Below are 16,242 nucleotides of genomic sequence, written 5' to 3' on the forward strand. Positions count from 1 at the left end.
TTTAAACTACCTATAGTACTATGGCTAGGTGATGCACACAAGTTATATTAATAGGCAGTCCAAACGTCATCGAGAGAGGCATCATGCCACAACTGAGAGTTTACAAACACCTATACCACAACGTCATTACGAGCGTAAGCGAAGCAATCTATAGATAAATGATGTTACTGGATTGCTTCGTCGTCCTTACAACCTCCTCGCAATGACGCTTATAAGCATATATCCACCTAAAATTACCTCAGTTTTTCAATTTTAAAGTGTGGTCTTTAAATTACCCTGGTCTATCTTCCAAGAACATATACAAAAGTGAACAAAAACAACCATACTACATCGACAAAATGCCAGTACCAAGCTGCAAATTCAAAACCCAAATGACCATTATCTTGCACGAAGTCACCTCGCCGCACTCTATAATAACAAACGCTTAAAAATATAGTGCCAATTATTACGTGAACCCCATGAAAACCTGTTGCTAAGTAAAAATTAGAAGCATAGATTCCATCTTTAAAAGCAAAAGCTGCATGATGATATTCATAAGCTTGCATTAAACTAAAAAATACCCCAAGTATTATGGTAAAGCCAAGAGCGGCCACACAATCTTTTTGGTTATTTTCCTCAAGAGCATAATGTGCCCAAGTTACTGTTGTACCGGACAATAAAAGAATCAATGTGTTAATAAAAGGAATGTCAAAAGGATTAAATGTTTGAATACCAGTAGGAGGCCATACACCAGCCTTTACCACCCATACACCATCTAGCATTCCTACAGGAAAAAGGTTTGCTTTAAAAAATGACCCAAAAAATACAGCAAAAAACATTATTTCTGACAAGATAAATAGTGCCATACCTATCCTTAATCCGACTCTTACTGGCTGCGTATGATGTTTTCCAATTAATCCCTCTTTAATTACATCACTCCACCATGAATATAAACAAAAAATCACTGCAAAAATACCAGCCCCAAAAACATATTCACCAAATCTATATGCATGCATAAACATTATGCTACCGCTAGCTAAAAGCAATAAGGCAAATGAAGTCAGGATTGGCCAAGGGCTCGGATCAACAAGATGAAATAGATGTTGTTTTTCTTCTACAGAAACAACATTATTGTTTTTAATAGATCTATGTAACATAACAAACTCATAAGCAATTCAATTCACTGCTTGGTTATTTTATGCTATCTTCTGTAAATATCAAGAATATACTCAACAGGGTAATTAAAGGGTCGCGATCAGTAGTTGCTATAAACATAAGTTTAACTACTGATGATGTTATTCCTAGCTAACCTCAAGTATTGATGTAAGACATCGGTTTAATAGCCTAGGGTGTCCCTGCCTCTCCCTTGATGTCACCCCTACGTAAGCAGTGGTCTAAAAAAATAGCATAGAAGGTATGTTATATAGTTTTAGATCCCAGCTTTCGCTGGGATGACATAATGGCGGTGACATCACCCCTAATGGCGATGATTACTTGAGCCTACTATTAATTTATTACATCAATACTCGAGGTTAGCTAAGAGCGGGAATCCAAAAAATAACCTGCAAAGGCTATTAGATATTATGGATTCCTCACCGAAGCGGGAATGACATCGTTTTTGATCCTGTAAGTACTATACTAACGTTGGTATTTTTGATCCACGCGGGCAAGCATACGCGGAAATGACATCAAAAACTTATTGCATTACAATCCTTTTAATACTGGCTAGTTGCCTTTTAAACCGTTCTAGCAACTATTAATTGTGATTTTTATTAGAACCCAATTACAATTAATACACCTCAGGAGGAGCGTGTGAAAAATCTGAGCCTCTCCCATCACACGGTACTTCTTGAGCCAAAGCTTCTTGACCACAAGTACTCGGAAGCGAAGCATAATCATTATCAGGTATAAACATCTTACTAAAAGAGCTAAGAAGCATATTTTGAGAATTAGTTAACTCAGGTATCTCATCCATATGATTACCGTTGATGATTGAGCTAATCCGACCGGATAGAGCTTCAATTTGTGTATTATCTAATACTTGTAAGAACATTTCTAGAAGCTGAGATTCCCTAGGAGTTAAAGTACTCAAGCCTTTTTGTAGAGTTTCATATTGACTATCATCTAAATCTTTAATCAATAATTTTTGTCTATCACATTCATTCGATATTACGCGATTACTAACAGTACTGGCAGCATTATTATCTTGTCCTTCATCATCAGTATTATCACTCGCTACTAACGCACTAGAGACATTAGATTCGTCAATATTTGCTGCTTTTAAGCTCTCTTCTCTATTGACACTCTCAACCAATGTTTTACAGAGATTCTCAAGTAATTCTTTGTTATTTTCTACATATTGCTTACCAATTTCTTTTAATTTAGCTATATTATCCGGCTTAACATTATCCAATTTCTTACATTCTTTTGGTATAGGAATTAAGATCTCTGTAAATTGACCAGCTTCTGGTAAATCTTTTTTAACTTCATTTGTAGCACTACTTTCGGTAGCTTTCGTAATTTTGCTTACTATGTTTCCTTTAGTTACCCAACCTATCGAACCATCCAATTTTTTTGATGGTATCTCCATTTCTCTATTAGTGTGTTCAAAATTGATAGAACAAATCGTCGTATGTTTTAACATTTCTACTTGTTTTTCAATAGTTAGCCCTTCTTTCAGCACTCCTAGAGCTGATGCTGCTGGACGATTAGCACTTAAGCCTCCATCGACAAAAGCATAAGGTACTCCAGCATCATAGCCAAAACCACCTACACCCTCTTTATTAACAACAGCTTTAAAATAAGTAGGAGCTGCCGTAGTAGCAAGAACTACCTCTTTTGTTAGTGGGCTGTTAGGGGCATGACTATCAAAAACTTTATTAGGATCATTTTTGCCACTTACGTCAAAAACAGGTATAATAACGCGACTTATAGCCTCATCCAATGTACTATTACCCAAATATTTTTCTAACATTGCTTTAAGAGGTTTTTGACTATATTTATGGCTGAATATGTTACCGATTGGCCCATTAAAATACCACTTTTGTGGGAAAATATCAGCAGCAGTATTTTCAAATAGTTCTAAAGCTTGTTTTGCTGAAAAAAGCGGTTCGGTTGACCCCTCTTCTTTAGGGATGGTCAATAAAGCTGCAATTAATCCCCCAACACTAGTACCAGCAATAAAATGGAATAATTTAGATATAGGCATGCCTGTATATTCCTCAATCGCTGCAAGTATAACCAACATAGGAATCCCCTTAATTCCACCACCTGAGAGAGAGAGCCCCCTCTTTTCTTCTATTTTATCTATTCCTCTCTCTTGTATTTCATCTATTTTACCCAATTTTGTTGCACCTATGTCGCTCATAATTATAACTCAACTAAAGTTAATAAAAAATATTTATACAACATCCATAGTGGGAGACCTTGTCAAAAAAATCAAGCAATAGATGATGAAAACTACTAATTATTATCTACCTATATTGTATAATAACCACTATAATACTAAATAATAATTAACTTTTTTGTAATATATGTAGCTTGTCACAAAAAATAAAATTATTTTACACTTTATAAGTTGGTTAAGTGGTCTATAATCCGATTTAATTAAATTTGATTGATAAGATCTAATGAGCAAACCTAAATCCGTTTTTTTATCAGCAATTTCAGGCAATATACTGGAATATTACGATTTCACAGTATATTCAGTATTTGCATTAGTAATTGGTCACACATTTTTTCCTTCAAGCTCAGAATTTTTACAAATATTGTTGGCTCTTGGGGTATTTGCAGCAGGATTCATTACTAGACCAATTGGTGGTATATTTTTTGGTTATGTTGGCGATAAATATGGAAGGCGTATAGCCTTAATTATTTCCATGCTTGGTATGACTATACCAACATTTACTATGGGACTAATTCCTTCTTATCATGACATAGGAGTTTATGCACCGATAATATTAACCATAATGCGTCTTTTTCAAGGCTTATGTATTAGTGGTGAAGGGGCTGGAGCTGCTATTTTTATTCTAGAACATCATCAAAATTTACGACCAGGTTTTACTGCTGGTTTAGTACATGGTTCAAATATGGCTGGTACGTTGATCGCTACTCTTACAGGAATTATTATTGGACAATATTTTTATCATTTTGATTTTGCTTGGCGTTTTGCATTTTTACTAGGCGGAGTTATGGGGCTTGTTGGTTTCTACTTGCGTCTTCGTGTATCAGAGACTCCAATTTTTAAAATGTTAGCTGAACAAAAGAAAACTTTAGAAGCACCTTTTATCAACGTAGTTAAGACAGCTTGGAAAGCGATGTTTTTAACCTTTTGTACAGGTGCAGTTGCTAGTAGCGTCGTCTATTTAGTAAAAACCTACATTAATGTGTATTACCAAGATGTTATGCATTTTGATAATACAACTTCCCTTATTTATTCATTATATGCAAATTTTATAGCGATGGTATCTATGCCATTATTTGGTGGATTAACTGATATTATTGGAAAATTTAAGACTTTAGCTTTAGTAAGCTTAGCGATCTTGATATTGGCTTTACCTATTTTGTTATCTATGTCATTACCGTTCATGTGGCAACAAATTCTAGCACTAACTATCTTAGGTATTCTTAGTGGGGCAATAGCTGGGGCAGCCTATAGCTTTATTATATCTTTATTTACTCCTGAACAAAAATTTTCAGGGGTATCCTTTAGTTATAATTTGGGTATTACTATATTTGGTGGGACTTCTCCTCTTATTTCTCGTTGGCTTGTTGAAAAAACAGGCTTGTTTTATGCCCCTGCCTTTTATATTATGACTATTTCTAGTATATTTTTAGTTATCATTTATTTTATGAGAAATGAAATAAGATGTTTACTTAGTAGGAATTCTTTCAAAACTAGCAAGAGATAATAAGTTGTTTTAACACTCCCACTATAGTGATGGTATAAATTACTATGACCAATAACAAAGAAAAAGCAGTAACATGGTTTACAAATTTACGTGATCAAGTATGTACTGAATTCGAGAAAATTGAACTTGAATATAGTAAGGCGAAAGGTTTAGCTACTGCAAGATTCATACGATCACCATGGGCTCGAAAAAACGGCGGTGGTGGCGTAATGTCTGTAATGCGTGGTAACTTATTTGAAAAAGTTGGTGTTAATATTTCTACAGTTTTTGGGGAATTATCTCTAGAATTTAGTAAAAATATACCGGGTACAGAAAATAGTAGACAATTTTTCGCTACTGGTATTTCTATCGTTGCTCACCTTACTTCTCCATTAATACCAGCAGTACATTTTAACACACGCTACATTGAAACTACTAACCATTGGTTTGGTGGTGGTGGAGATCTAACGCCATTTTATTCTAATGAAAATGAGACGACAAAATTTCATAATGCTTTTAAACGTGCTTGTGATAAACATGATCCAAATTATTATCCTAAATTTACAAAACAATGTGATGAGTATTTTTACTTAAAACATAGAAATGAGCCAAGGGGAGTAGGTGGTATATTTTATGATTATTTAAATACTGGAGATTTTAATAATGATTTTTCTTTTACTAAGGACGTAGGACAAGCATTTCTAACAGTATATCCTGAAATTGTTAGAACAAAGATGCTACTGCCTTGGACTAATGAACAAAAGGATTATCAATTAGTGCGTCGTGGTAGATATGTTGAATTTAACTTATTATATGATCGTGGGACAATGTTTGGCTTAATGACAGATGGCAACGTTGAAGCAATATTAATGTCTCTGCCCCCAGAAGTACGCTGGTAGCCTTATAATCCCTAGATTTTTAAGTATTTGGTGCATTCGATTGGATTCGAACCAACGACCTCTGCCTTCGGAGGGCAACACTCTATCCAGCTGAGCTACGAATGCTTAATCTTAAGCAAATATGGGGCGAATGACGGGACTTGAACCCGCGACCCTCAGATCCACAATCTGATGCTCTAACCAACTGAGCTACATCCGCCATGTAACCTGCGTTAAAGTAAATTATTATTACCCGTAAGTCAAGTATATTCAACTCAAATTACCATGACTTAATACATTTATTTTTAGAGTTTTTGCTGTCATAATTATATGATAACCTCAGTTCGATATAAGAATTAATAATTCTTATATCGAACTGGCTTTGTTATAAGGAAAAATGCACTCTTGAAGCGGCTGACGCGAGTGCATTTTAACTTTTTTCATCATTCAATATGTGATTTTAATTATTAAAATCACATATTGAATGGAGTGTTATATTTTAACAATCAGGTGGGCAGCCGCTTCAAACCTGATTGTTTCTATATATAACACGAAAGTTCGATGTAACTTGTTACATCGAATTCAGGTTATGATATTATTTTACTAATTCATCTAACTTACCTTCTTTCTCAAGTTTATGAAGAGTGTCACAGCCACCAATATGCTTATCATTAATAAATATTTGTGGTAATGTACGTTGTCCATTAGCTTTAGCTTGCAACTCTAACCTTTGCTTGTCACTATAATTGTCTACGATTATTTCTTTGTAAGATATATTTTTTCGATTAAGTAGTTTTTTTGCCTTAGTGCAATAGGGGCAATATGTTAATGTATAAATTATGACGGTGTATAGAATAATTTTGTGCATAATTGTTATCCTATTTTATAGTTATAAAACTATTATCCACATATAATAAACTTTTAGCAAGTTACAAATTAATGATAAATAAATTTTCAATAGTATCTAAATATAGTCCAGCTGGCGATCAGCCAAGAGCAATTAATGAAATCGTTAAAGGTCTTGAATCTAGAATGCGTTCACAAATACTCTTTGGTATTACTGGTTCTGGTAAGACCTTTACTATGGCAAATATTATTGAGAGAACCGGTAGACCATCGCTTATTATGGTACATAATAAGACATTAGCTGCCCAAATTTATTCAGAAATGAAGGCAATTTTTCCCAATAATGCCGTTGAATATTTTGTATCATATTATGATTATTTCCAACCTGAAGCATATATTGCAAGAACCGATACTTATATAGAAAAAGATTCTTCGATAAATGAACAAATAGATTTATTAAGACACTCTGCCACTAGGTCACTGCTGGAACGTCGGGATGTAATTGTTGTATCCTCAGTGTCTTGTATTTATGGTCTTGGTTCACCAAATCTTTATTACCAGATGACAATAAGCCTTAAGTCTGGGGAAACTTATGCTAGAGATAAATTGCTTAATGACTTAGTAAATTTACAATATGAGCGTAATGATGTGGGGTTTGAACGCGGTACGTTTAGGGTAAAAGGTGATAATATTGACATATTCCCAGTACATTATAACGATAAAGCTTGGCGATTGTCATTCTTTGGCAATGAACTTGAATATATAAGCGAATTTGATCCGCTTACAGGTGAAAAATTAGCTAAATTAGATCAAGCTGTGATTTATGCTAAGTCCCACTTTGTAACACCTAAAGAAGTAGTACAAAATGCTATATCGCAAATTGAAGAGGAGTTACAACGACGCTTAGAATTTCTTAAAGCACATGATAAATTAGTAGAGGCTCAAAGATTAAATCAGCGTACCCAGTATGATATGGAGATGATGATGGAAACTGGCAGTTGTAAAGGTATTGAGAATTACTCTCGATTCCTAACTGGTAAAGCAAATGGGCAGCCTCCACCAACCTTATTTGAATATTTGCCTAAAGATGCTTTATTATTTGTTGATGAAAGTCACGTATCTGTCCCGCAAATTAGAGCAATGTATAATGGTGATAGGGCAAGGAAAGAAGTATTAGTGGAACACGGGTTTCGCCTTCCATCAGCCTTAGATAACAGACCATTAAAATTTGAAGAATGGCAAGATTTTAGGCCTCAGACGGTTTTTGTCTCAGCAACACCTGGACCTTTTGAATTGGAAGAAACAGCAGGGATTATGGTCGAACAAATTATCAGACCAACGGGACTACTAGACCCAGAATGTATTATAAAACCAGCGACTAACCAAGTTGAAGATTTGATAAGCGAGATTCAATATACGATAAATAAAGGATTCCGTGTTTTAGTAACAACATTAACTAAAAAAATGTCAGAAGATTTAACAAATTATCTACAAGAGTTAGGGTATAAAGTATCATATTTGCACTCTAATGTTCATACTCTTGAACGTATGGAAATCATAAGAGATTTACGCCAAGGTACTGTAGATATTATTGTTGGTATTAATTTATTGCGAGAAGGTTTAGATATTCCAGAATGTGGACTTGTTGCAATACTCGATGCTGATAAAGAAGGTTTTTTGCGTTCTGAAGTCTCATTAATTCAAACTATCGGCAGGGCTGCAAGGAATAGTCAGGGAAGGGTAATACTCTATGCAGATCGCAATACTAAGTCTATTGATAAGGCAGTAAGTGAGACATATAGGAGAAGGAAAATTCAGGAGGAATATAATGAGCAACATGGTATAGTACCGCAGACAATTAATCACCATATCCATGCACTAATTGAATTAGAAAAATTGGATAGTAAGTTAGATAATAAAAAACAAACTCATATATTATTGGACAATCCAGTGAAATTGAAAGCTCATATCGATAAATTAAAGAAGGAAATGTATGCAAAGGCTAGTAATTTAGAATTTGAACATGCGGCAAAAATACGAGACCAAATTAATATGCTGGAAGAAGCTGCCTTAGAGTTAACTTAATTTAAAGTACTTTCTGTTCCAATGGTCTATCTAATTAACCTCAATTCGGGATAAGAATAAGCCTTTTAAAGAATGAGTAATAGTAATGTACTGGTTAGGGGATGAAAAAAATAAGCAATACCGCAAAAATAATGAAAACAGCTATTAGTGGATCATAAAAATCTGTTATATTTATAGATATAACCGATTTTGGAATAACTTGTTATATCGAATTCAGGTTAACAGAGATAATTACGATATGTTTAATTTGTTGGTAAAACAAGCTGTTTTGTAAAATTGGAATATTCTATATGTATACTAAAAGATTAGAAGCATCTGTAATGCATGATATCTTAGTCCAACTTGATAATCTTGGTTGGATTGTCGATGAAAAAGACCCAAAATGTAACGTCTTTCAGCAAAGAGTGAAACTTACAAAGCAAAAAGAATTACTTAACGGTAAAATACCTGACTTTGTACTATACAAGGAAGGAAGTAATGAACCAATAATAATAATTGAGGCAAAAAAACCGAATGAAAGTATACAATTAGCAATGAACCAAGCATTGAATTTGTATGCTAAACCACTAAATACACCTCTTATATTTGCTTATAATGGAAGTTATATTGAAACACAATATTTGTATAATGGACGTAATCTTAAAATTGACGGGGAAGATGTAAGGCAATTTATAAATCACCATACGGCACTCAGATTTGTTAATGAGGGCTCTGAAATACTATCTGCGGTAAATTTTATTCAGCATTCAAGAGATGAACTTATTAAAGTATTTAAAAGTGCAGCTAATTTACTAAGAGAGGATGGATTACAAGCTGGTCTTGATAGATTTGGGGCATTTTCTGATATTTTGTTTTTAAAAATTCTTGATGAAATTTCTGTTCTAAAGATGTGTGGAAGTGAAGAGAATACATTAGATGAGTATCTTAGATGGAGTTCATTTACTAAGAGAAAAGGAAAAGAATTGTATCAATATGTAAAAGATGTTGTTTGGATTAAGATTAACGAGAAATATGGCGATATTTTTAACGAAGCATTCCCTATTAGTTCACCTGATATTTTTGAAGAAATTATTTGTGAGCTTTCAAAACTTAACCTTACAGCTTCAGATAGTGATGTGAATGGTGATGCTTTTGAGTATTTTTTAAAAAATGCTTACCAAGGCATCAAAATTAAAGATTTAGGCGAATATTTTACACCTAGAAACATTGTAAGAACAATGATAAGTATGGTTAATCCTAAAATTGGTGAAACCATTTATGACCCTTTTTGTGGTACAGGAGGGTTTTTAATTGAAGCGTTTAGATATTTAAAAATCAGAACTTCGTTTAACGATGAGATGCAAAATATTCTAAGAAAAAAAACAATTTACGGTTCTGAGATTACTGTAAATGCAAGAATTGCAAAAATGAATATGATTTTGTTCGGAGACGGACATAGTAATATCAAAAAACAAGACACCATTTCTGATTATGTAAATCAAAAATATGATATTGTAATTACAAATCCACCATATTCGCAACAAACAAGGTTTGGGTATTTATATCCCATTCAATCAAATAATGGTGACGCTATTTGTGCTTTGCATTGCTTTGAAGCTTTAAAACTAGGTGGTAGAGGTTGTTTACTTGTAAAAGAAAATTTTCTTTCAGAGGGGGGCGATGTTGGAAAGGTAAGAGAGTATATTTTTAATAACTCATCAAATGTTTCTATTGTTTCATTGCCAAGAAAGCTTTTTGAACCTTACACACCAACAAAAACAAGCATTGTGTATTTCGAGAAAAACAGAAAGATATCAAACACGTTCTTTTTTGCAGTTAATGCGGTTGGTCATGAACTTGGTTCAAGAAAGAAGCCAATTAAGGACAATGATTTGCCAGCTGCACTTGATGCCTTCAATAATAAAAAGACTGTTTTGGAAATTGAGTCTGCTATAATAGCATCAACTGAAGTCACCAAGAATGCTTATAGTTTATGGATTTATGATTATTTTGATATTTTTGCTAATTTAAAAGGCGATATTATAAAACTTGGTAATTATATTGAGGAGATAACAGAAAAAACAGAGCCGTCTTTACAACCAATTACAGATTTTAGAATTTTAGGTGTAAGTAATAGTATTGGTGTTTTTGACAATGAAATTTTAAAAGGTGAGGACATAAACCAAAAATACAAGCAGGTTCAAGCTGGAGATTTGGTATATAATCCGCATAGGATTAATGTTGGTTCTTTAGGTTTAGTCTTTAAGGATTTAAGTGGTGGTTATGTAAGTGGTATTTATATCGTCTTTAGAGTTTTAAAAAAATTCCAAGATACTCTACCATCCGAATATTTATTACATATTTTAAAGTCAAAATATTATTTAGCCATTATTGGCAAATACGATACAAAGTATGGAGCTGTTAGAGCAAACTTAACTTATGAACAACTTTGTAATATACACATACCATTACTTAAAAAAAATGAAATGAAAGAATTTTTAGAAAAAATAAGTAAACTAAATAATATCACGGAAGAATTTCAGAAAATTAAAAATAATCTTAAAGAATCTATACATAAAATTTTACCTCATTTATGAATTAAATATAATTTCAGATTATTTGACATAAAGTAACAAATTACATACTATACCGCAACTAAAATATGTCTTTGGAGAAAACATGCAATCAAATCGGTTATATTTATTTCGAGATACGCGTTTTTTGCCTATCTTCATAGTACAATTTTGTGGTTGTCTGAATGATAATATACTAAAAAATGCTCTAATTATATTAATTACCTATAAACTATCTAGCCAACTGATGGATTTAACCCAATTGCTTGTGCTAGCTGCTAATACTATTTTTGTATTACCTTTTGTAATATTTGCAAGTATTGCAGGACAGGTGGCTGATAGATATGAGCGATCAACTTTAGTTAAAATCATTAAATTATTTGAACTAGCTATAGTGCTTTTTGCTACTTATGGATTTTTTTACAATGGTTTAGTTATACTTTTTTTATCTATATTTTTTATGGGTATACATTCAACATTTTTTGGACCAATAAAATATAGTGTTCTGCCGGATCATTTATACCAAAATGAGTTATTGGGAGCTAATGGATTTGTTGAGGCAGGAACATTTATCTCTATTTTAATTGGAACTATTATTGGAGGGTACTACACTATAAGCGGTAATCTAATAACTATTAGTTTGATAATTATTGCTATAGTTGGCGTTGTTTCTAGTTATTTTCTGCCAAAATCAAATAATTCTAACTCTAAAATTAAAATAAATTTAAACTTATTTCGTGAAAGCATAGAAATGATTAAATATGCTAAAGCTAAAAAACAAATATATTTAGCGATTCTTGGTATATCTTGGTTTTGGTTTATCAGTGCAGCAATACTTGCCCAAATCCCATCTCTTGCTAAAGATACTTTTGGAGCAGATGAAAATGTCGCTAATTTGTTCCTTGCAACATTTTCAGTTGGAGTAGGCATTGGTTCTTTTTGGTGTAGTAAGATTTTTGAAAATGAAATTACCACAAAATATGTTTTTGTCTCGGCAATTGGCATAAGTATATTTGGCATTGATCTGTTTTTTGCCAGTCGAATTAGTGCAATTCATTATGAACCGGAACAGTTAAAGAGTATATTTGTCTTTTTATCTAAAAGGCATAATTGGCGGATTATTATAGATTTATTTTTTATAGCTGCTATAGGAGGTCTATATATTGTTCCACTTTTTGCGTCATTACAATATTTTAGCTCTTCAGCTCATCGTAGTAGAATAATTGCTGTAAATAATTTTATTAATGCTATATTTATGGCTGTGTCTACTGCAATACTTTCATTGCTATTCCATTGGGGATATTCGATACCATTTGTTATATTATTTATTAGCCTACTTAACATAGTAGTAGCTTATTATATTTATCAATTAATTCCTGAAGTAAAAATAGTACCTTTTGCTGTTATCCGAAGTATTTTGAAATTTATTTTTGATTGCATGTATAGAGTGGAAGTTAAAGGCATTGAAAATTTTTATAAAGCCGGCAAAAGATCAGTAATTATAGCTAATCATATTTCATATATTGATCCTGCCTTACTTGCAACCTATCTACCTGAAGAAATGACTTTTGCCATTAATACAACTATAGCTAAAGCATTGTGGGTAAGACCATTTCTAAAAATGGCAAAAACGCTGTCGGTTGATCCTACTAATGCAATGGCTATAAAAACTTTGATTAGAGAGGTACAAAAAGATAAAAAAATTGCTATATTTCCCGAAGGAAGAATAAGTATTACTGGTTCTTTAATGAAGATATATGAAGGACCTGGCATGATTGCTGAGAAATCTGATGCGACAATTCTACCTGTAAGAATAGATGGTACACAATTTACTCATTTTTCCAAACTTAAAAACATACTAAAAACACGGATATTTCCTAAGATTACTATCACTATTCTACCACCAGTAAAATTTCCTTCTAAGCCGAATATAGATAACAGGGAAAAGCGTAAATATATAGGTCAGGCTCTTTATGATATCATGGCTGATATGATGTTTGAAAGTTCTGATTATCATAATACTATATTTCAGTCTCTAATTGAGACAGCAAAAGCTTACGGTTTTAACAAAAAAATAATACAAGATATTGATGATAAATCTATTACCTATCGCCAATTAATATTGGGATCTTTTACTTTAGCAAATTTAATAAAACAGGATACGGAAGTAGCTGACTATGTAGGTCTTATGCTACCTAATATGGTTGAAACTATTGTTACTTTTTATGCTATGCAAGCCTGCTGCCGTCGACCAGTTATGATTGACTATATGAGTGAGGTTAGCAATATAGTGGCTTCATGTAAAACAACGTCAGTTAAAATAGTATATACTTCAAAACAGTTTGTCGAAAAAGCTGGATTACAGGAAGTGGTGGCAAAAATCTTAGCAGTCAATATAAAAATTATTTACCTTGAAGATTTAACACAAAGAATTGGTTTATACTTAAAAATTAAGGCTATTATTGCCAGCTTCTTCCCACAAAGTTATTACAACAATATATGTAGCAGTTATGATGATAATGATCCGTCAGTTGTAGTATTTACTTCGGGTATTTCAGCAACGGCTAAAGCTGTAGTATTATCACATAGGAACTTGCAGGCTAATAGATGCCAACTTCTAGCTAAGGTACATTTTAGTCCTGATGATTTTGCCTTTATGGCTTTACCGCTTTTTCACTGTTTTGGTTTATCTGGAACAATAATGATGACACTCAATGCTATACCAGTGTTTCTTTACCCGTCTTCTCTGCATTATAGGAGTATTCCTGAGGTAATATACGATATCGGAGCGACAATTATGTTTGGTACGGATATATTCTTGCATGGTTATGCTGTCTATGCTCATCCTTACGATTTTTATTCTATAAGATACGTATTTACCAGTAGTGAGAAACTGAGAAAAGAAACAAGGGACTTATGGCTTGATAAGTTTGGTATAAGAATTTTTGAAGGATATGGTACGTCAGAAACATCTCCAATAATATCTTGTAATACCCCAATGCATTATCGTGCTGGGAGTGTAGGACGTTTGATGCCTAAAATAGAATATTATATTAGACCAATTCACAATAGACCTCTTGCAGAATTTGCTTCTGCTGAGGGATTTAAAGAAGCCACAGAACTTCGACCCGCAACGTACTCAAATGTATGTGAGGAGCAGAATACCAGTAGCACAAATAAATTATACTCAAATGATTTGAAGAATGGGGGCAACAAACAAGGGGTGAGCGGACTAGGCGTAGTAAACCGTTGTTCGTACGCGAATTCCCCGCAAGTATTTGCAAAAGCCAATTCTTCAAAGCAGAAGAGTATACCAACAGAAGTAGAATTATGCGATAGGTCTATTGGAATAGAGGGGGTAGGACAACTATTCATCAAAGGACCAAATATTATGCTTGGCTATATGCACTCTAATAATCCCGGAGTTATCCACCCTACATCATCAGAAGAATTGGGTTTGGGATGGTATGATACTGGAGATATCGTAAAAATTGATGAAGGCGGATATCTTACCTTATTAGGCCGTATTCAGCAATTTGTTACAATAGAAGAAGTAATTTCGCTGATATTAATAGAGGATTTAGCTAATATGATCGATGTTGATAGTAAGCATGTTGCCATTTGCCCTGATGATGATAATAAAGACAGACAGATTTTTCTCTTTACCACAAGTCAGACCATAAATAGTGAAAAATTCATAGAAATAATGCATAAAAATTCAATAGACTCAAACCAAAAGAATATACCAGTTATTATCCCTGTTAAAGAAATACCGATTCTACCAATAGGTAAAGTAAATTATCGGCAAATAACTAAAATGCTTGAAAATTATAGAAAAGTAACTAGAATGCTGGAATGAGGTAAGAGCATAGCAGTTTAAAAGCCCAAGGCATCATTGCGAGGAAGTGTAAGCCGACGAAGCAATCCATTTTTGGGTACTTTTTACCCCAATTCGGGATAAGAATTGACAAATTCTTATCCCGAATTCGCGTTAATGGGTTTAGCTATAGGCAAAGTAATTGTTGATTTACTATTTTGAGTATAAACCTTTTTTTAAAACCTAAATCTATTTAATAGAAAAATATTATGCATAATGTTGTTGGTAAAGTATTATTGATTATTGTTGTTGTTCTTCTAGCATTATTTGCTTATAAAACTATGAAGACTCCTAGTGCTTCTACTACGGTTTCGATTAACACTCTTGATCAGCAAGTGTTAGACAGAAAAGAAGAAGTGGAAAAAACCGAGAAAATTATAAAAGAATATTTGTTAAATAATCCTGAAATAATCATTCAGGCAATAGAAGGTCTTCAGCAACGTAAAATGCAAGAAATGGAAATAAAAACTAGCGAATATATAAAAGATAATAAATCTGAAATAGAGGATTCTCTTACATCTCCTGTACTTGGTAACCCGAATGGAGATGTAGTCATCGCTGCTTTTTATGATTATAATTGTAGTTATTGTAAAAAAGGTCATAACTTTATTAACCAGTTAATCAAATTAGATACGGGGGTTAAAGTCGTTTTAAAACCATTCCCGATTCTTGGTGATACATCTAATTATGCTGCAACTATTGCTTTAGCTGTTTATAAAACCACTCCAAATAAGTTTCAAGATATTCATGATGGTTTAATGGTCTTAAAATCTATTACCAAAGAATCTGTAGAAAAATTGTTACTAGTAAATGATCTAAATCCTGAAGTAATTGCGGAAGAAATTAATAAAGATGAAATAAAAAATCTCATCGATAAAAATGTTAAGTTAGCAAAGGGTTTAAAAATACAGGGAGTACCTGCTTATATTATTAATGGTAAATTAATAGCAGGAATGGTAGATCTAGACCAATTACAGACGATAGTTGCTAATATACGAAGTCAAAATAAGTAGTTTCGGTGTCATCCAAGCTACGGTACATGGGAACTTTGCTTAAATGCCAACGTAAGTAATGGTACTTACAAGACCAAAAACGATGTCGACAACACAATTCTTCAAAGTATCACCAAATAAAAT

9 protein-coding genes and 2 tRNA genes are annotated in these 16,242 nt (G+C 33.0%); 6 read left to right on the forward strand and 5 right to left on the reverse strand.

Annotated elements, in window-relative coordinates; genetic code table 11:
- Window positions 1-281: 281 nt before the first annotated feature.
- Both ACN1AG_RS01190 and ACN1AG_RS01195 read right to left on the reverse strand, forming a co-directional pair.
- Window positions 282-1,136: a cytochrome c oxidase subunit 3 gene (locus ACN1AG_RS01190; RefSeq protein WP_417905178.1), complete on the reverse strand. Its 855-nt coding sequence runs from the start codon at window positions 1,134-1,136 to the stop codon at window positions 282-284.
- Window positions 1,137-1,768: 632 nt separating this feature from the next.
- Window positions 1,769-3,346 carry a patatin-like phospholipase family protein gene (locus ACN1AG_RS01195; protein ID WP_417905179.1) on the reverse strand — a complete coding sequence of 526 codons (1,578 nt, stop codon included), beginning with the start codon at window positions 3,344-3,346 and terminating at the stop codon, window positions 1,769-1,771.
- Window positions 3,347-3,608: 262 nt separating this feature from the next.
- Here ACN1AG_RS01195 and ACN1AG_RS01200 point away from each other — a divergent pair, with 262 nt between their 5' ends.
- The gene (locus tag ACN1AG_RS01200; RefSeq protein ID WP_417905180.1) at window positions 3,609-4,889 is read left to right on the forward strand and encodes an MFS transporter; all 1,281 of its coding nucleotides are present in this window, start codon (window positions 3,609-3,611) and stop codon (window positions 4,887-4,889) included.
- Window positions 4,890-4,933: 44 nt separating this feature from the next.
- Entirely contained in the window at window positions 4,934-5,767 is an 834-nt protein-coding gene (gene hemF, locus ACN1AG_RS01205; protein WP_417905181.1) for an oxygen-dependent coproporphyrinogen oxidase, read from the forward strand.
- Window positions 5,768-5,795: 28 nt separating this feature from the next.
- Here the strand turns inward: hemF and ACN1AG_RS01210 are convergent.
- The 3 genes from ACN1AG_RS01210 to grxC form a co-directional block, all read right to left on the reverse strand.
- A tRNA-Arg gene (locus ACN1AG_RS01210) sits at window positions 5,796-5,872 on the reverse strand.
- A gap of 17 nt (window positions 5,873-5,889) precedes the next feature.
- Window positions 5,890-5,966, reverse strand: a tRNA-His gene (locus tag ACN1AG_RS01215).
- Window positions 5,967-6,341: 375 nt separating this feature from the next.
- The gene (grxC, locus tag ACN1AG_RS01220) at window positions 6,342-6,614 is read right to left on the reverse strand and encodes a glutaredoxin 3 (RefSeq protein WP_341754140.1); all 273 of its coding nucleotides are present in this window, start codon (window positions 6,612-6,614) and stop codon (window positions 6,342-6,344) included.
- Window positions 6,615-6,688: 74 nt separating this feature from the next.
- Between grxC and uvrB the strand changes: the two genes are divergently transcribed.
- From uvrB to ACN1AG_RS01240, 4 genes are all read left to right on the forward strand, one after another.
- Window positions 6,689-8,677, forward strand: a complete 1,989-nt coding sequence (gene uvrB / locus ACN1AG_RS01225; RefSeq protein ID WP_417905626.1) for an excinuclease ABC subunit UvrB — start codon at window positions 6,689-6,691, stop codon at window positions 8,675-8,677.
- Window positions 8,678-8,967: 290 nt separating this feature from the next.
- Window positions 8,968-11,253, forward strand: coding sequence for an N-6 DNA methylase (locus ACN1AG_RS01230; RefSeq protein ID WP_417905182.1), 2,286 nt, complete (start codon window positions 8,968-8,970; stop codon window positions 11,251-11,253).
- Between the two features lie 82 nt (window positions 11,254-11,335).
- Window positions 11,336-15,088, forward strand: a complete 3,753-nt coding sequence (locus ACN1AG_RS01235; protein WP_417905183.1) for an acyl-[ACP]--phospholipid O-acyltransferase — start codon at window positions 11,336-11,338, stop codon at window positions 15,086-15,088.
- A gap of 227 nt (window positions 15,089-15,315) precedes the next feature.
- Window positions 15,316-16,119 carry a DsbA family protein gene (locus tag ACN1AG_RS01240; protein WP_417905184.1) on the forward strand — a complete coding sequence of 268 codons (804 nt, stop codon included), beginning with the start codon at window positions 15,316-15,318 and terminating at the stop codon, window positions 16,117-16,119.
- Window positions 16,120-16,242 lie beyond the last annotated feature (123 nt).

This window comes from Candidatus Tisiphia endosymbiont of Micropterix aruncella, assembly GCF_965178575.1.
Classification (GTDB): domain Bacteria; phylum Pseudomonadota; class Alphaproteobacteria; order Rickettsiales; family Rickettsiaceae; genus Tisiphia.